This window comes from Streptococcus mitis SK575 (assembly GCF_000257865.1).
GTDB lineage: Bacteria > Bacillota > Bacilli > Lactobacillales > Streptococcaceae > Streptococcus > Streptococcus mitis_CQ.
This window is the reverse complement of record NZ_AICU01000024.1, coordinates 1-17,674: the sequence shown is the minus strand read 5'-3', so window position 1 is coordinate 17,674 and position 17,674 is coordinate 1. Positions and strand designations below refer to the sequence as shown.

General features: G+C 38.9%; 17 protein-coding genes. 13 read left to right on the top strand and 4 right to left on the bottom strand.

The window, feature by feature from the left end:
* The first annotated feature begins 94 nt into the window (after positions 1 to 94).
* Together HMPREF1048_RS04885 and HMPREF1048_RS04880 are read left to right on the top strand one after the other, a co-directional pair.
* A complete protein-coding gene (locus tag HMPREF1048_RS04885) occupies positions 95 to 373 on the top strand; it encodes a DUF6110 family protein (RefSeq protein ID WP_000910910.1) in 279 nt (92 codons plus the stop codon).
* A gap of 1 nt (position 374) precedes the next feature.
* Positions 375 to 2,438, top strand: coding sequence for a heavy metal translocating P-type ATPase (locus tag HMPREF1048_RS04880; protein WP_000008771.1), 2,064 nt, complete (start codon positions 375 to 377; stop codon positions 2,436 to 2,438).
* 76 nt (positions 2,439 to 2,514) lie between these two features.
* Here HMPREF1048_RS04880 and tyrS read toward each other — a convergent pair whose 3' ends face one another.
* Positions 2,515 to 3,771, bottom strand: coding sequence for a tyrosine--tRNA ligase (gene tyrS, locus HMPREF1048_RS04875; protein ID WP_000546884.1), 1,257 nt, complete (start codon positions 3,769 to 3,771; stop codon positions 2,515 to 2,517).
* A 141-nt stretch (positions 3,772 to 3,912) separates the two neighbouring features.
* On the opposite strand from tyrS, the gene pbp1b reads away from it, so the two are divergent.
* The 6 genes from pbp1b to HMPREF1048_RS04845 all read left to right on the top strand — a co-directional run bounded on the left by pbp1b (position 3,913) and on the right by HMPREF1048_RS04845 (position 10,706).
* Entirely contained in the window at positions 3,913 to 6,378 is a 2,466-nt protein-coding gene (gene pbp1b / locus HMPREF1048_RS04870; protein WP_001180951.1) for a penicillin-binding protein PBP1B, read from the top strand.
* Between the two features lie 82 nt (positions 6,379 to 6,460).
* Positions 6,461 to 7,372, top strand: a complete 912-nt coding sequence (locus HMPREF1048_RS04865) for a DMT family transporter (RefSeq protein ID WP_004248461.1) — start codon at positions 6,461 to 6,463, stop codon at positions 7,370 to 7,372.
* Positions 7,373 to 7,600: 228 nt separating this feature from the next.
* A complete protein-coding gene (gene dapD, locus HMPREF1048_RS04860; protein WP_000127456.1) occupies positions 7,601 to 8,299 on the top strand; it encodes a 2,3,4,5-tetrahydropyridine-2,6-dicarboxylate N-acetyltransferase in 699 nt (232 codons plus the stop codon).
* A 67-nt stretch (positions 8,300 to 8,366) separates the two neighbouring features.
* Positions 8,367 to 9,497, top strand: a complete 1,131-nt coding sequence (locus tag HMPREF1048_RS04855) for an N-acetyldiaminopimelate deacetylase (RefSeq protein WP_000885078.1) — start codon at positions 8,367 to 8,369, stop codon at positions 9,495 to 9,497.
* Positions 9,498 to 9,508: 11 nt separating this feature from the next.
* Positions 9,509 to 10,048 carry a 5-formyltetrahydrofolate cyclo-ligase gene (locus tag HMPREF1048_RS04850; protein ID WP_000834337.1) on the top strand — a complete coding sequence of 180 codons (540 nt, stop codon included), beginning with the start codon at positions 9,509 to 9,511 and terminating at the stop codon, positions 10,046 to 10,048.
* Positions 10,032 to 10,706: a rhomboid family intramembrane serine protease gene (locus HMPREF1048_RS04845; protein ID WP_000658504.1), complete on the top strand. Its 675-nt coding sequence runs from the start codon at positions 10,032 to 10,034 to the stop codon at positions 10,704 to 10,706. The genes HMPREF1048_RS04850 and HMPREF1048_RS04845 overlap by 17 nt, the downstream gene beginning before the upstream one ends.
* Positions 10,707 to 10,759: 53 nt before the next feature.
* Here the strand turns inward: HMPREF1048_RS04845 and galU are convergent, their stop codons facing one another.
* Entirely contained in the window at positions 10,760 to 11,659 is a 900-nt protein-coding gene (galU, locus tag HMPREF1048_RS04840; protein ID WP_000202215.1) for a UTP--glucose-1-phosphate uridylyltransferase GalU, read from the bottom strand.
* A 21-nt stretch (positions 11,660 to 11,680) separates the two neighbouring features.
* Positions 11,681 to 12,697, bottom strand: a complete 1,017-nt coding sequence (locus tag HMPREF1048_RS04835) for an NAD(P)H-dependent glycerol-3-phosphate dehydrogenase (protein WP_000745044.1) — start codon at positions 12,695 to 12,697, stop codon at positions 11,681 to 11,683.
* A gap of 208 nt (positions 12,698 to 12,905) precedes the next feature.
* Here HMPREF1048_RS04835 and HMPREF1048_RS04830 point away from each other — a divergent pair, with 208 nt between their 5' ends.
* The 5 genes from HMPREF1048_RS04830 (at position 12,906) to HMPREF1048_RS04810 (ending at position 16,827) form a co-directional block, all read left to right on the top strand.
* Positions 12,906 to 13,826, top strand: a complete 921-nt coding sequence (locus HMPREF1048_RS04830; RefSeq protein WP_001206587.1) for a helix-turn-helix domain-containing protein — start codon at positions 12,906 to 12,908, stop codon at positions 13,824 to 13,826.
* Between the two features lie 349 nt (positions 13,827 to 14,175).
* Positions 14,176 to 14,856, top strand: coding sequence for an ABC transporter ATP-binding protein (locus HMPREF1048_RS04825; RefSeq protein WP_000891279.1), 681 nt, complete (start codon positions 14,176 to 14,178; stop codon positions 14,854 to 14,856).
* On the top strand, positions 14,846 to 16,000 hold the full coding sequence (locus HMPREF1048_RS04820) for an ABC transporter permease (RefSeq protein ID WP_000669489.1): 1,155 nt from the start codon (positions 14,846 to 14,848) through the stop codon (positions 15,998 to 16,000). Before HMPREF1048_RS04825 ends, HMPREF1048_RS04820 begins: the two co-directional genes overlap by 11 nt.
* Before the next feature lie 28 nt (positions 16,001 to 16,028).
* On the top strand, positions 16,029 to 16,445 hold the full coding sequence (locus tag HMPREF1048_RS13100) for a hypothetical protein (protein ID WP_000673203.1): 417 nt from the start codon (positions 16,029 to 16,031) through the stop codon (positions 16,443 to 16,445).
* Positions 16,446 to 16,518: 73 nt separating this feature from the next.
* Positions 16,519 to 16,827 (top strand): hypothetical protein, encoded by a 309-nt coding sequence (locus HMPREF1048_RS04810; protein ID WP_000411160.1) that lies wholly within the window; start codon positions 16,519 to 16,521, stop codon positions 16,825 to 16,827.
* 142 nt (positions 16,828 to 16,969) lie between these two features.
* On the opposite strand, the gene HMPREF1048_RS04805 is transcribed toward HMPREF1048_RS04810, so the two are convergent.
* Complete coding sequence (locus tag HMPREF1048_RS04805; protein ID WP_000084859.1) at positions 16,970 to 17,215, bottom strand: hypothetical protein; 246 nt, start codon at positions 17,213 to 17,215, stop codon at positions 16,970 to 16,972.
* Positions 17,216 to 17,674 lie beyond the last annotated feature (459 nt).

The window sequence follows — 17,674 nt, the reverse complement described above, 5'->3', positions numbered from 1 at the left end:
CTTTGATTTTCATTGAGTATAATTCTCCAATTTATAAAATGAAATTGCTTTTATATCTAAATTGCTATATAATAATGATAAGGAGGAAATAAGTATGTTAAAAGAAGTATTAACCGTCGCAAAAGTTGCGAAAAAATCATCACTCTTTTTGGGTGGTGTCGCATTTGGTACCCTTGGTTTGAAAATCTTAGCAAGTAAGGAAGCTAAAAAAGGTTATTCTAAAGCTTTGGCTAAGGCTTATAAGTTGAAAGACGGGCTAGATGCATCTGTTTCTGTTGTGAAACAACATGGAGACGATGTCTTGCAAGATGCCAAATATTTGTACGAGCAAGAGAAAAAAGAAGAGCAATTAGATAGCCTTATAGGAGAATAATATGTCTTTTAAAGTGCTACATAGAGGATACCAACATATCCGACTATCATCTTCTTTTTCACTCACCTTGGATATTCAAGACTATCTTCGTTCCTTGGCGAGAGATGAAAAGGGGATTGAGTCTATCCAGTTTTATATGGATCAACAGCACTTTACTCTACGTATAAAAGAAGGCTTTTCTGTATTAGATAATGCAGAAGCCTTTTTAAAAAGAATTGATAAAGGGAAAGTTTCTGAGTTGATGACTCTTCCCATTCGTAGAGAAGAGAGTGCTTATTCTATTGTTTCAGGTGCAGCGATTAAGCGTATACTTTTTCGTAGTTTTGTGCCGTATCCTATTCGCTATATATGGACTTGTTATCAGGTTTTGGGTTATGTTAGAGAAGCCTATCAGACCCTAGCGCGTAAGGAACTAACGATGGAGGTCTTGGACTGTTCGGCGATTTTATTGTCCTTGTTTATGAACCAATCCAAGACTGCTAGCAACATCATGTTTATGCTTGATTTGGGGAATCATTTAGATCAATGGTCCTTGAAAAAAACTGCAACAGATTTAGAACAAAGCCTTCTTGCAAAAGAGAGCGACGTATTCTTAGTACAGGGGGATACGGTCGTTAGTATCAAGAGTTCCGATGTTCAAATAGGAGATGTCTTGGTCCTATCTCAAGGAAATGAAATTCTGTTTGATGGACAAGTAGTTTCAGGTTTAGGTATGGTCAACGAAAGTTCCTTGACGGGAGAGAGTTTTCCAGTTGAAAAAAGAGAATCTGATTTGGTTTGTGCAAATACAGTATTAGAAACTGGAGAGTTACGTATTCGTGTAACCGATAATCAGATGAACAGCCGGATTTTACAACTGATTGAGTTGATGAAGAAATCTGAAGAAAACAAGAAAACGAAACAACGCTATTTCATCAAAATGGCGGACAAGGTCGTCAAATATAATTTCTTGGGGGCTGGGCTAACTTACCTATTAACAGGTTCTTTTTCTAAGGCTATTTCTTTCCTATTGGTCGATTTCTCCTGCGCTTTGAAAATTTCTACTCCGGTAGCTTATTTGGCAGCTATCAAGGAGGGGTTGAATCGTGAAATGGTGATTAAGGATGGGGATGTTCTGGAGAAATATCTGGAAGTTGATACTTTCTTGTTTGATAAGACGGGAACAATCACAACTAGCTATCCGATAGTTGAAAAGGTGTTACCTTTTGGGGACTATAGTGAGGAAGATATTCTCAGAATCAGTGCCTGTCTTGAGGAACACATTTATCATCCTATTGCTAATGCCATCGTCAAGCAAGCTGAGATAGAGGGGATTGAACATGAGGAAATGCATGGGAAACTCCAATATATTGCAAGCAAGGGGATCAAATCTCATATAGATGGGCAACCAGTTTTTATTGGGAATTATGTTTTGATGCAGGATGAGCAGATTCATATCAGTTCAGAACAAAATGCTTTAATTGAAGAGTACAAGAGTCACTACAATCTCTTATTCTTGGCTTATCAGAATGAATTGATTGGAATGTTCTGCATTCATACTCCTTTGAGGAAAGAAGCAAAAGCGGCCTTGGAGAAACTTAAGGCACAAGGGAAAAAATTGATTCTGGCAACAGGGGACACCTTGGTTAGAACAGAGGAATTAGTCAAAGATTTGCCCTTTGATCAGGTCTATACAGACTTGAAACCTGATGGGAAATTTGAGCTAGTAGAGGAACTGCAGAAAGCAGGTCACACTATTTTGATGGTTGGAGATGGATTGAATGACTCAGCTGCTCTAACCCTATCAGATATCGGTGTGGTGATGAATGAGAGTGCAGATATTTCTAAGCAGATGAGTGATATCTTATTGTTAGATAATCGTTTGGATTTCTTCCAAGAGTTGGATTGGCTATCATCATCTTTGCAAACACTCATCAAGAAGAATATTCAAGATACCGTTGTCGTAAATAGTAGTTTGATTGGCTTTGGCTTGTTTAATTGGCTCAGTCCTTCAAATCTCTCTATCTTACATAATCTAACAACCTTGCGCATAGTCCTGCGTAGCCTGTCTATTAAGGCTAGATAGATGTGCTTATTAACAACAAAAAGGAGTTACCTTTCTCGAGGTTAACTCCTTTTTTTATAGGTAAATGTTGAACAGTTTAGTAAGTCAATACAAAATATTTTTTCTTTCCACGACGGATAACAGTCAGTTCATTCTCTAACTTATCTGCGTCACTCAAGACATAGTCAAGGTCTTGGATGCGATCGCCGTTGACGTAGATAGCTCCGTTTTGGACGTCTTCACGGGCCTGGCGTTTTGAGTTGACTACACCAGATGAGACGAGCAGTTCCACGATATTGTGGTTTTCATCTGCTTGAACTTGGTAGTTTGGTACACCACGAAGTCCTTGTTTGAGCTCTTTGACAGAAAGGTTTTTGATGTTTCCTGCAAAGAGTTGTTCAGTGATGTTAAGAGCTTCTTTGTAGGCTTCTTCTCCGTGAACAAGTGTGACAACTTCACGAGCCAAGACTTTTTGAGCCAAGCGTTCGTGTGGAGCTGCTTCAAATTGTTTGCGGATGTCTTCAATCTCATCAAGTGACAAGAAAGTAAAGATTTTCAAGAAGCGAACAGCGTCTGCGTCCATCACGTTCATCCAGAATTGGTACATTTCGTATGGAGAAGTCTTTTCAGGATTGAGCCAAACTGCGTTTCCTTCTGATTTACCAAATTTCTTACCAGTTGCATCTGTGATAAGCGGAACTGTGATAACGTGACCAGTCTTGTCCGCCTTACGACGAAGCAATTCAGTACCAGCTGTCATATTTCCCCACTGGTCAGAACCACCGATTTGTAGCGTCACATTGTGGTCTTGGTTAAGGACGAAGAAGTCGTAACCTTGCATGATTTGGTAAGCAAACTCAGTGTAAGAAATTCCTGTTTCGATCCGTTTTTTAACAGACTCTTTACTCATCATGTAGTTGACAGTAAAGTATTTTCCGATATCACGGAGGAAATCAATGAAGCTGATGCTGCCAAACCAGTCGTAGTTGTTGACCATGACAGCCTTGTTTTCACCATTTTCAAAGTCAAGAAAACGAGAAAGTTGTCCTTGGATAGACTTGACCCAGCCATCTACTGTGTCTTTTGTTTGGAGACTACGTTCAGCATCTTTGAAGGACGGATCTCCGATGAGACCTGTAGCACCGCCAACGAGCGCATAAGGTTTGTGACCTGCTAGTTGCAAGCGACGACTTGTCAAGATTGCGACAAGGTGGCCTAGGTGAAGGCTGTCAGCAGTTGGATCGTAGCCAGTATAATAAGAAACTTGACCTTCTTCTAGGGCTTTACGCAAAGCTTCTTCATCAGTCGTTTGAAATATCAAACCACGCTCTTTTAGCTCATCAAAAATGTGCATGTGTCTTTTCTCCTTTTTAAAATTATTGTTTCTAACTATTGTATCACAAACTTGGGCAATAGCCTAGCAGAATAGGGAAGAAAGTGGCTATTTTATTGAAAGTTTCCCTTTTGTGGTATAATAGATAGAGTGAGGAAATCCATGCAAAATCAATTAAATGAATTAAAACGAAAAATGCTGGAATTTTTCCAGCAAAAACAAAAAAATAAAAAATCAGCTAGACCTGGCAAGAAAGGTTCAAGTGCCCAAAAATCTAAATCCTTAGAGAAGCCAGCCATTTTTCCAGCTATTTTACTGAGTATAAAAGCCCTATTTAACTTACTCTTTGTGCTCGGTTTTCTAGGAGGAATGTTGGGAGCTGGGATTGCTTTGGGGTACGGAGTGGCCTTGTTTGACAAGGTACGGGTGCCTCAGACAGAAGAATTGGTACATCAGGTCAAGGACATCTCTTCTATTTCAGAGATTACCTATTCGGACGGGACGGTGATTGCTTCCATAGAGAGTGATTTGTTGCGCACTTCTATCTCATCTGAGCAAATTTCGGAAAATCTGAAGAAGGCTATTATTGCGACGGAAGACGAACACTTTAAAGAACATAAGGGTGTAGTGCCCAAGGCGGTGATTCGTGCGACCTTGGGGAAATTTGTAGGTTTGGGTTCCTCTAGTGGGGGTTCAACTTTGACCCAGCAACTGATTAAACAGCAGGTGGTTGGGGATGCGCCGACATTGGCTCGTAAGGCGACAGAGATTGTGGATGCTCTTGCCTTGGAACGTGCCATGAATAAGGATGAGATTTTAACGACCTATCTCAATGTGGCTCCGTTTGGCCGAAATAATAAGGGGCAGAATATTGCAGGAGCTCAGCAGGCAGCTGAGGGGATTTTCGGTGTAGATGCCAGTCAGTTGACTGTTCCTCAAGCAGCATTTTTAGCAGGACTTCCACAGAGTCCCATTACCTATTCTCCTTATGAAAATACTGGGGAGTTGAAGAGTGATGAAGACTTAGAAATAGGCTTGAGACGGGCTAAGGCAGTTCTTTACAGTATGTATCGTACAGGTGCCTTAAGCAAAGACGAGTATTCTCAATATAAGGATTACAATCTTAAACAGGACTTTCTCCCTTCAGCTACAGTCACAGGTGTGTCACGAGGCTATTTATACTTTACAGCCTTGGCAGAAGCTCAGGAACGTATATATGATTATCTAGTTCAGAGAGACAATGTCTCCGCTAAGGAGTTGAAAAATGAGGCAACTCAGAAGTTTTATCGCGATTTGGCATCCAAGGAAATTGAAAATGGTGGTTATAAGATTACTACTACCATAGACCAGAAAATTCATTCTGCCATGCAAAATGCGGTTGCTGACTATGGCTATCTTTTAGACGATGGAACAGGTCGTGTAGAAGTAGGGAATGTCCTGATGGACAACCAAACAGGTGCTATTCTAGGTTTTGTAGGTGGTCGTAATTATCAAGAAAATCAAAATAATCATGCCTTTGATACCAAACGTTCGCCAGCTTCTACTACCAAGCCTTTGCTGGCCTACGGTATTGCTATTGACCAGGGCTTGATGGGAAGCGAAACGATTCTATCTAACTATCCAACAAATTTTGCCAATGGTAATCCGATTATGTATGCTAATAGCAAGGGAACAGGAATGATGACCTTGGGAGAAGCTCTGAACTATTCATGGAATATCCCTGCTTACTGGACCTATCGTATGCTTCGTGAAAAGGGTGTTGATGTCAAGGGTTATATGGAAAAGATGGGCTACGAGATTCCTGAGTACGGTATTGAGAGCCTGCCGATGGGTGGTGGTATTGAAGTCACAGTTGCCCAGCATACCAATGGCTATCAGACCCTAGCAAATAATGGTCTATATCATAAAAAACATGTAATTTCTAAAATTGAAGCAGCAGATGGTAGAGTGGTGTATGAATATCAGGATAAACCGGTTCAAGTCTATTCAAAAGCTACTGCGACAATTATGCAGGGCTTGTTGCGAGAAGTTCTATCTTCTCGTGTGACAACAACCTTCAAGACGAATCTGACTTCTTTAAATCCTACTCTGGCTAATGCAGATTGGATTGGGAAGACTGGTACGACCAACCAAGACGAAAATATGTGGCTCATGCTTTCGACACCTAGATTAACCCTAGGTGGCTGGATTGGGCATGATGATAATCATTCACTGTCACGTAGAGCAGGTTATTCCAATAACTCTAATTACATGGCTCATCTGGTAAATGCGATTCAGCAAGCCTCCCCAAACATTTGGGGAAACGAGCGCTTCGCTTTAGATCCTAGTGTCGTAAAATCCGAAGTCTTGAAATCAACAGGTCAAAAACCAGGGAAGGTTTCTGTTGAAGGAAAAGAGGTAGAGGTCACAGGTTCGACTGTTACCAGCTATTGGGCTAATAAGGCAGGAGCGCCAACGACCAGTTATCGCTTTGCTATTGGTGGAAGTGATGCGGATTATCAGAATGCTTGGTCTAGCATCGTGGGGAGTCTACCAACTTCATCAAGCTCCAGCAGTTCAAGTGGTAGTTCTAGCGATAGCAGTAACTCAAGTGCTACACGACCTTCTTCTTCAAGGACGAGACGATAAGTTCTATAAACTGTGCTAAATGAAGTGGCTAATCAATGGATTGCCACTTTTTTCTTTTTTCCTTTCGTGTTACAATAAAGGTATGAATCAGTATCAGAAAAAGATTATTAAAGGAACCATTTATTCGCTTCTATCCGGCTTAATATGGGGAATCTGTGGAATTTTAGGAGAATATTTCTTTACTCATTATCAAGTGTCCTCTGGCTGGATTACCTCTATGCGTTTGACACTGGCAGGGAGTCTTGTGCTCATTTGGTCAGCAATGCAATTAAAATCGCAAGTGCTAGATATTTGGCGAGATAAGAAAAATTACCTGCCCTTTTTGGCCTATGCTATTTTGGGGATTTTTTCAGTCCAGTATTTTTTCTACCTCTGCGTAGAATATTCAAATGCAGCGACAGCAACTATTTTACAGTTTATCAGTCCTGTCTTTATCCTCTTTTACAATCGCTTGGTTTATCAAAAACGAGCGTCAAAAAGCGCTATTTTCTATGTTTTGGTTGCTATGCTGGGTGTTTGCTTGATGGCGACAAAGGGAGATCTCTCTCAGTTATCCATGACGCCACTAGCCCTTGTAACAGGTCTGCTGAGTGCCATGGGTGTTATGTTTAATGTTATCTTGCCCCAACCTTTCGCGAAGCGCTATGGTTTTGTACCCACGGTTGGGTGGGGGATGATTTTGGCCGGTTTATTTAGCAATGTCCTCTCGCCGGTTTATCAGCTTTCCTTTACTCTTGATATTTGGAGTATCTTGATTTGCCTCACTATTGCTTTCTTTGGAACGGCTTTTGCTTTTTTTATTTCCATGAAGGCTGTGTCTTTGGTTTCTCCCTTGGTGGTTTCCGTTATCAGTGCCAGTGAACCTCTCTCTTCTGCCCTTTTGAGTGTTTTGTTTTTAGGATTGGTAGTGGATTGGTCCCTTCTTCTAGCTATGGCCTTGATTATTTTGCCCATGATTTTCCTATCGATAGAAGAAGCGAAAGAAAGTAAATAAAAAGTCTTTTCTTAATTCTAAAAGTGTGCTATACTAGAATAGTCAATAAAACACGGGGAGATAGTTGTGAAGAGTGTTTTTAGGTTGTATCGGTAGGGGCTTGCTTTTACCGACAGCACGTTTTATCTCACATCCCTAAAAATCATACCTAAAAACAAACAAAAAGGCTTCAAATTTGAGGTCTTTTTTGGTAGAATAGGTATCATTAAAATGAACTAGGAGGCGCCTATGACTGCCACAAAAATGAACGCTCAAGAAATTATCCAATTTATCGCCAATGCTGAAAAGAAAACCAGTGTTAAAGTAACCTTTGAGGGACAACTCGCAACTGCTGTACCTGGATCTGTTGTTAAACTAGGAAATGTCCTGTTTGGAGACTGGAAGGACGTGGCTCCGCTTCTCGATGGTTTAGTAGAAAATCAAGACTATGTTGTTGAGCAAGATGCTCGTAATTCTGCAGTTCCTTTGCTAGATAAACGTGCTATCAACGCTCGTATCGAGCCAGGTGCTATTATCCGTGATCAGGTTGAAATTGGTGACAATGCTGTTATCATGATGGGAGCAGTTATCAATATCGGTGCTGAAATTGGTACAGGAACCATGATTGACATGGGGGCTATCCTTGGTGGTCGTGCTATCGTTGGGAAAAACAGTCACGTTGGTGCAGGTGCCGTTCTTGCAGGTGTGATTGAGCCAGCTAGCGCAGAACCAGTCCGTGTTGGAGACAATGTTCTTATCGGTGCTAATGCAGTGGTTATTGAAGGAGTTCAAATCGGTAGTGGTTCAGTTGTCGCAGCAGGAGCTATCGTTACCCAAGATGTCCCAGAAAACGTGGTAGTAGCAGGTGTTCCAGCTCGTATTATCAAAGAGATTGATGCCCAAACCCAACAAAAAACAGCGCTAGAGGATGCGCTTCGTACCTTATAATTGTAAAAGTAATAAAGAGGCGGAACCCTTCTTCCAGCCTCTTTCTGCTATATCGGAGGACAGATAGATGTTAGATTTGATTCAGACTAGACGAGATTTGCACCAGATTCCAGAGATTGGCTTGGAGGAGTTCAAGACTCATGCTTATTTGCTAGATGTGATTGAGAAATTGACTGCAGGCAAGGACTTTGTTCAAGTTCGTACTTGGCGGACAGGTATTTTGGTTTACTTGCAGGGAAGTCAGCCAGAGCGTACTATTGGTTGGAGAACAGATATTGATGGTCTGCCGATCATCGAGCAAACAGGCCTTCCTTTCGTCTCTCAGCACCAAGGTCGTATGCATGCTTGTGGCCATGATTTCCACATGACTATTGCTTTGGGCTGTCTTGAGCGAGCCCTTGAGGAGCAACCAAAGAACAATCTGCTCTTTTTGCTTCAGCCTGCTGAAGAAAATGAAGCTGGTGGCATGCTCATGTATGAGGATGGCGCTTTTGGAGACTGGTTGCCAGACCAGTTTTATGGCCTCCATGTTCGGCCAGATTTGAAAGTCGGCCAGATTGCGACTAATACTCATACACTCTTTGCAGGAACTTGCGAGGTGAAGATCCGTTTCAAAGGCAAAGGGGGGCACGCAGCTTTTCCACATGAAGCTAATGACGCCTTGGTGGCGGCTAGTTACTTTGTGACCCAGGTGCAGTCAGTTGTCAGCCGCAATGTTAACCCAATCGAGGGAGCAGTGGTGACCTTTGGCGTTTTTCAAGCTGGAACAACAAACAATGTCATCACAGACACAGCCTTTTTACATGGAACTATTCGGGCCTTGACACAGGACATGAGTCTCTTGGTGCAAAAGCGGGTCAAAACAGTTGCAGAAGGAGTTGCAGCTGCCTTTGATATGGAAGTCGAAGTGGAACTCAAGCAAGGTGGTTACCTGCCTGTTGAGAACCATCCAGCCTTGGCGCGTGAACTGATGGATTTCTTTGAAGAAAAAGACGGAATTGAGTTGATTGATATCGAACCTGCTATGACAGGTGAAGACTTTGGTTATCTCCTTTCAAAAGTTGATGGCGTTATGTTCTGGCTAGGTATTGATAGTCCCTACGCCCTTCATCACCCTCAGATGAGTCCTAAGGAAGAAGCCTTAGCTATTGGGGTGGATGCGGTCTCTAGTTTCCTGAAAAAGAAGGCAGCAGAATAGAGGGCTTGTCTATGAAATCGGAATTACGTAAGCAAGTCTTGCAAGAAATGAAGGCTTTACCTCGAGAGCAAAAACAGGCTATGGATCAAGCTTTAACTGAACTACTTTTACAACACCCCTTTTACAAAGAAGCCAAGGTCATCGCAACCTACCTCTCTTTTCCTCATGAGTTTCAAACGCAGGAACTGATCGAGCAGGCGTTGAAGGACGGCAAGAATGTTCTGATACCTAAAACCTATCCCAAGGGGCGCATGGACTTTGTGGTCTATGATCCACAGCAGTTGGTGAAAACTTCCTTTGGATTACTGGAACCACAGGGAGATTTGGAAGTAGTGGATGCCTCTCAGATTGATTTGATTCATGTTCCTGGTCTGGCTTTTACGACGGAAGGATATCGGATTGGATACGGCGGAGGTTATTATGACCGCTATCTGGAATATTTTTCTGGTCATACTTTGAGTACGATATATCCTTGTCAAATTCAGGACTTTATACCTGAAAATCATGATATTCCTGTTCAGGAGGTACTGATTGATGAAGGAAATCTTTGATAGACGTTACCCTGTGACGAGTTTCTTCCTCTTAGTGACGGCCTTGGTATTTCTACTAATGTTGGTGACCACAGGAGGAAACTTTTACAGGGCAGATACCCTATTTCGATTTGGAGCCATGTATGGGCCTGCCATTCGCCTCTTTCCTGAGCAGGTTTGGCGTCTCTTCTCTGCCATTTTTGTTCATATTGGGTGGGAGCATTTCATTGTTAATATGCTTTCGCTCTATTATCTTGGTAGGCAAGTAGAGGAGATTTTCGGTTCTAAGCAGTTTTTCTTTCTCTATCTCTTATCAGGAATGATGGGCAATCTCTTTGTTTTTGAGTTTAGTCCAAAATCCTTAGCAGCAGGAGCTTCTACTTCTCTCTATGGACTATTTGCTGCAATTATTGTTCTTCGCTATGCAACGCGTAATCCTTATATCCAGCAGTTGGGACAATCCTATCTGACACTTTTTGTGGTTAACATTATTGGAAGTGTTCTGATTCCAGGAATCAGTCTAGCAGGCCATATCGGAGGTGCAGTCGGTGGCGCATTTCTAGCAGTTATCTTTCCAGTTAGAGGAGAAAGACGGATGTATAGCGCTAGTCAGAGACTGGTAGCGTTAGTGTTGTTCGTAGGACTTGCAGTCTTGCTTTTCTACAAGGGAATGGGATGAAAATTTATGTAATGAAAAAAGATAAGGTATTTTTTAAACCTTATCTTTTTATGTTATTCATTCTCAGCCAATTCTTTTCCCAGTTGGATGATGTAATCTTTCAAGTCATCTTTGACTTGTGGGTGTTTGAGGGCATAGTCAATAGATGTTTTCATAAAGCCAAACTTATCGCCAACGTCGTAACGAGCTCCTGTAAATTCGCGGGCGAAAACACGTTGAGTTTTATTAAGTGTATCAATAGCGTCGGTAAGTTGGATTTCATTTCCAGCACCGGGAGCTTGATTTTCGAGGATTTCAAAAATTTCTGGTGTGAGCAGATAGCGTCCGATGATTGCCAAATCACTTGGAGCATCTTCTGGAGCTGGTTTTTCAACGAAAGTTTCGACACTGTAGAGACCATTAATCCCTTCACCCTGAGGAGCTATAACTCCATATGCTGAAACTTCTTCATGAGGGACAGGCATAACAGCAATTGTTGATGCGTGAGTCGACTCGTAATCATTCATCAATTGTTTTGTCAAAGGTACAGCGTTGTCATCTGTGATATCCATTAGGTCGTCACCCAGCATGACAACAAAGGGCTCATTCCCTACAAAAGCTTTGGCTTGTAAGACAGCGTCTCCCAGACCACGAGGATGGCTTTGACGGATAAAGTGAAGGCGAATGCCAGTTGTTTCGTCTACCAATTTTAGCAAGTCATGTTTGCCTTTTTCTTTGAGGTTGTACTCAAGCTCAAAGTTTGAGTCAAAGTGGTCTTCAATAGAACGTTTTGATTTACCAGTGACAACCAGAATATCTTCAATACCTGATTTAAGAGCTTCTTCGACGATAAATTGGATAGTTGGTTTGTCCACAATTGGCAACATTTCTTTAGCAAGTGCTTTGGTTGCTGGTAAAAATCGAGTCCCGAGTCCAGCGGCAGGGATGACTGCCTTTCTAACTTTTGATGTCATAAAAATCCTTTCTTTAGAGGGTTAAGACCACTCATTTTCTGCTTTAAATTCATTGTTCATGATGTCATAAATGGCATCTTTGATATTGGTTCCGTGGTAGATAACTTGGTAAATAGCCTGTGTAATTGGCATATAGACTCCAAGTTCTTGCGCTAGTTCGTAGGCTGCTCGAGTCGTTGAAATTCCTTCAATCACCATGCCCATATTGGCTTCGATATCGGCTAGGGATTCTCCACGACCAAGAGCATCTCCGGCTCTCCAGTTACGAGAGTGGATGGAGGTTCCCGTTACGATCAAGTCTCCTACACCAGACAAGCCACTATAGGTCAATGGACTGGCCCCGAGTGCTACTCCTAAGCGGGTAATTTCTGCCAAGCCTCGAGCGATGATGGCTGCTTTAGCATTGTCCCCAAATCCTAAACCATGTAAGGCTCCAGCACCGACAGCGATAATGTTTTTAAGAGCACCAGCGGTTTCGACCCCGATAACATCCGTATTGGTATAAAGTCGGAAGTAGTGATTACTAAAGAGTTCCTGAACGTATTGAGCTGTTTGTAAATCTTTAGAAGCAGCAGTGATTAAAGTTAGGTCACGCACAATGGTTTCTTCCGCATGACTAGGTCCTGAAACAACGACAATATCACTGCGGAGATGTTCAGGAATTTCTTCTTCAAGGATGGTTGATAATCGTTTATGGCTATCAGGTTCTAATCCCTTTGATGCGTGCATGATGATAGCCTTATGATCCAAGGTTTGTGCAACTTGTTGGGCGACAAGTCGTGTTACTTTTGTTGGGACAACAAACAAAATCGCATCCACATCTTTCAGTGTCTCTGCTAAGTCAGTGTAGGCAATGATATTTTCATCTAGAACGACATCTTTAAAGTAGTGTTTGTTAGTATGATTGGTATTAATTTCATTGATTTGCTCGGGCAGATTTCCCCAAATACGTACCTCGTGTCCATTGTCATTTAAGACTTGTGAAAGGGCAGTTCCCCAAGAACCAGGCCCCAAGACGGCGACGGTTTGTTTTTTCATGTTTTCCTCCTTAATAGAGTCCTTTTCATTATTCTATCATATTCTAGGGGATTTTGCACTTGCATTGCTGGGGGAGTGGAGGCTTTGTTGCTTGAAAAATACACAAAAACCGAGACGAAGTATTAAACTCTTGGTCTTTAGTTCTGACAGATAGTTTGATTCAGTATATGCTATAATAGAGGTAAACAACTCAGGAGGTTCTTGTAGGTTGCGAGAGTTTGGCGAAAAAATTAAAAGATTACGTTTGGCTAAAAAAATCAGTCGTTCAGAATTTTGTGGGGATGAGTCTGAATTAAGTATTCGTCAATTAATTAGAATTGAAAATGGAGAATCCAGACCAACACTAACAAAGTTAAAATATATCGCTGAACGTTTGGGGGTTGAAGATTACAAGTTGATGCCAAGTTATATAGAGTTGGATAAGGAATATCTAGAATTGAAGTATTTCTTGATGAGGACTCCTACATACGAAGATGAAACTATCGCCCAGAAGAAAGAGAGTGTTTTTGATAAGATTTTTGAAGAATATTATGATAGACTTCCTGAGGAAGAAAGGTTTATCATAGATGTTTTACAAGCATATGATGATTTTGGTTGGTGGAATGATGATAGCAATTTAGGAATGATTTTACAAGAGTATTTCGATCACATTTTGTTGAAATCAAAATATGAAGTTAACGATATTTTAATCATAAAGCTATTTTTGGTAAGATTAGTACACCAAGATACAATAATAGATGAGATTGAAGTGAATACCTTCTTAGTAATAGCTGATAAAATTTTACAACAAGTTGAGATGTTTGATATTGAATATTCATTTCTAATCAGAGATTCATTACTTTTGTTGTTAGGAATATTTGAAAAAATTGCTAATTACAGTCAATTTGAAGATATTCTTTACAAATTAAATGAAATTACCTCAAAATCATATGACTATCAGAAAAAACCAATTATTCGACTATGGGAATGGCGCTATGCATTATTTGTAAAAAAAGATTATTCAGTAGCTGAAAATTATTTTCAAGAAGCAAAAATATTTGCTAGAATGATTGATAATAGTCATTTGATAGAACAGCTAGAAAAACAATGGCAACATGACCTCCAGGATTTTTTTAAAAATAAACATTAGAAAATAAAAAAGTGACAAAAATGTCACTAGTTAAAAAGACCGAGAGAAAGTTTTCGAAATCATAAAAACGCATGATATCAGGTGTTTAAAAACTTGATATTATGCGTTTTATCATTTAAAGAGTTATTATGTTTTTCCCTTAGATTGAGTTCGTATCTAGTTTCTTTTTATACTAATTGAGTACTCATTAGTAGATAAGTTGTTGAAATTAGTGACATTTATGACCTTGGAGAATGTGTAACATAGAAGTATAATAATCCTGTAGAAAAAATAAGGAGAGAAAATATGTTAGTGCTAGTTGTTGCCATTTTTTGGATTTATAAATAATAAAGATAGAATGGGAAGGTCTATGTTAGAACTAAAAAATATTAGTAAAAGTTACGGACAAGGGACGCTAAAAAATAATGTCTTAAGAGAAATAAATTTTAAGGTAGTTGAAGGAGAATTTGTATCGATAATGGGACCATCAGGTTCGGGCAAATCGACATTTATCAATATTTTGGGACTGATTGATTCTGAATTTGAAGGAGAATATATATTAGACGGAAAAAGTATTGAGAAGTTAAATGAAAATCAACAAGCAAGTTACCGTAATCGTGATATTGGATTTGTTTTTCAACAATTTCATCTTATTGATGAATATACTGTTAAAGAAAATATTTTATTATCATTCCTATATTCTGACCAACAGCCAGATATAGAATACATTGATAGTTTATTACAAGACTTAGGACTTATAGATAAGATGAATGAGTACCCAAGTCATTTATCAGGCGGACAGAAGCAACGAGTTGCTTTAATTAGAGCTCTTGCTCATAAACCTAGATTTCTTATAGCGGATGAACCTACAGGTGCATTAGATGAGAAAAATAGGAATGAGATATTGCAAATTCTACAAAATTTGAATCATTCTGGAACGACAATTATTGTAGTAACTCACGATGAGTTTGTTGCCAGTCATTGTAGAACAAGGTATCGAATGAAAAATGGGTATCTAACATCTGAAGGAGAAGGATTACATGAAGTTTAAAAAGCTGTTAATAGATACTCTAAAGCTGTTAAAGAGGAATAAAAGACAAAGTATTCTGACATCCTTAGCCATCACAGTGGCAACATTTGTTTTATTAGTAATACTATCAAGTTCTTCCTATACAACTTCTACATTAGGTAATGATTTAAAGATAGAAGAAGACACAGCAACAATGACTTATACTCCTCAGAATATGTTGGATATTAGAGGGTTTACACAGGAAGATAAACAATTGATTGAGCAAACTATTGGAAAACCTGCAAGACTTTCTTCCAGCTCTTATGCCTTGTATGCTGAAACGTATTTTAATGATTCTAAGCAGAATCTTAGTTTTCGAACATTAGGCGATTTGAATAAGAATGGTTTAGTTGTGCCTGCTTTATTAAAAGGAAGAGCATTAGAGGAACTAGATGGAGGTGTCGCTATTAGCGATAAGGCTCTCATGTCATTGACTCGAAAGGAAAATATTGAAACTTTTTTAGGAGAAACTATCAATATATCTGGAAAAGAATATCCAATTCAGGCAATATATTATGGATCAGCTGTTAATGAAAGATTACCTTCTTTATTGGTTACCAATGAAATCAAAGAGTTACTTTTAGGAGGAAGGGAATATTTTGATGAATTAGTAGTAGAAACTAATCAGTTGGAGAATATTAATAAGGCTTTATCTGCTTTAGATACTTATGGAATATTCCGCAAGGAAGGAACTTATGGATATATAGATAATAGAAGGGTATATGAGGAAACAAAGGCCCAAGCTACTACAATATTAAATTTCATTGCACTGTTATCAAGCATTTCAATTTTTGTAGCTGGTTTTGGGGTTATGAATGCTATGTTGTCTTCTGTTAGCGAACGTAGCAAGGAGATAGCCATTCGTCGAGCTTTAGGGGCTAAAAAATCTGATATTTATCAATCGTATATGATGGAGGGGATTCTTTTATCGCTTCTGGGAGCTATAACTGGTATTGGAGTAGCGATATTATTTGTTGTTTTAATGAACATGAGTGGTTTTGTTACGACATTAACTCTGGATCATATTTTGATTACTCTATTCACAACGGGTGTATTTGGAATTGTATTTAGTATTATGCCTGCAATGGTTGCAGCAAATAAAAATGTTATTGAAGGTCTAAGGTAATGATGGATGTGAATTTAAAGGAGGTAAAATGAAATTTACAAAAATAGATAGAGTATTTTCTCTATTGCTAATTGTGGAATTTACAATATGTTTTTTTACACTAGATAATTTTAATCTTTTTCAATTTATGCTGTTTGTACAAATTATACCGTCAATATTATTAGCTTTGTTATCGGGAAGTATTTCTTCTAGAAGTAAGCACAGCTGGGTGTTATTAATTATTTTTGGAATAATCTATGCTTTAATGATGTTTGGAATTTTCAGAGTTACTCCTATGACGCTTATAGAACAAAATACGATTCAATCTGAAACTTCCGTATTTACATTCAATAGAAATTTACAGTTAGGAACTTATTTTGGATTTTTCCTACAGGAATTTTTACTAGGAGCTTTTATTTGCACTATTTCAAAATTTTTTGGGAGAATTAAACAAGGGAAATTTTAATGAAGCCTGCATTAAAAAGAAGAATTGTTTCTGCAGTTATTTAGAAAATTATATTATTGAAATGGTGTAACATTTGGAGAAAATTATTTTTGAACGAAAAAGATTTGAGTATATCAGTCCTAAAAGAAAGCAAGTAAAGGACTTTATGATTCTAAAAAATTTCATGTCTAAGACAATTCAAGTTGAAATCAGAGTGGAGGGATACTTGTTAGACCTTCTTATTTTAAAAGAGATGAGTACAGAATTTTATAATTTAGATTTTCTTTCTTTGCCCTATGATGTCAATATAGATGTGAAAGAAGTTGTAGAGGATGTTGATTTAACAGTCTATAAGAATAGTAAATATAGGAAGTTTGATTTCTTTAAAAATATTTGTAAATGATATTTTTGAAAGTCTATCCATCCCTATATTAGAATTGCTACAACAAGTTTTCAACACTTGTTTCAATTGAACATACTAAAAACCGAGGCTAAGTATTAAACTCTTAGTCTCGGTTTTAATATTTCTTAAAGAATAGCTAGGTTTATTTCAATTGATCTGTAATGTCTTTTGATAGCAACATTCCCAGATGATAAGTTTTATTGATGTAAGCAATGACATCATTGATATTTTCAGTCGTGTGAATTTTCTCCTTGATGTCAGCCCTAAATGTTTCATCCTTTAAAAGTTGTTCTTGGTAGAGCCTTTGCAGTCTCTCCTTCTCGTACTTATTGAGCAGAAAAAGGAAAACCAAGCTAATCACAACGAGGATATAAGCATATTGGCTCATAGGAAATCTCCCTGTATGATAAAGAAGTAGTAGTGAGTAAATTGAATTAGTCAATTCAAAATAGCAGAACAAGTCAGCAAAACTTGATAAGGTTTTTGATAGACCTCTAAACCAAAGCCCGTATAGCCTTTAGTGTAAGTTACTTAGATTACTTTGTAATCAAGTAATTAAAAGATTACGACATGAACCTAACCAAATCGATATTATTTGGTTAGGTGAATTAGTGAAGCGTTTGGACAAGTATCTCTAATTACGACGTAAAGAAACATAAATCGATAATATTTATGTTTCTTTACTAGTGAAGCGCCTAGCCAAATCTCCGACAGGATTTGGTCTTAATTACTTAGACTGCTTTTTAATCAAGTAACTTGAAGATTACGACATGAACCAAACCAAATCGATATTATTTGGTTTGGTGAATTAGTGAAGTGTTTAGACAAGTATCTCTAATTACGACGT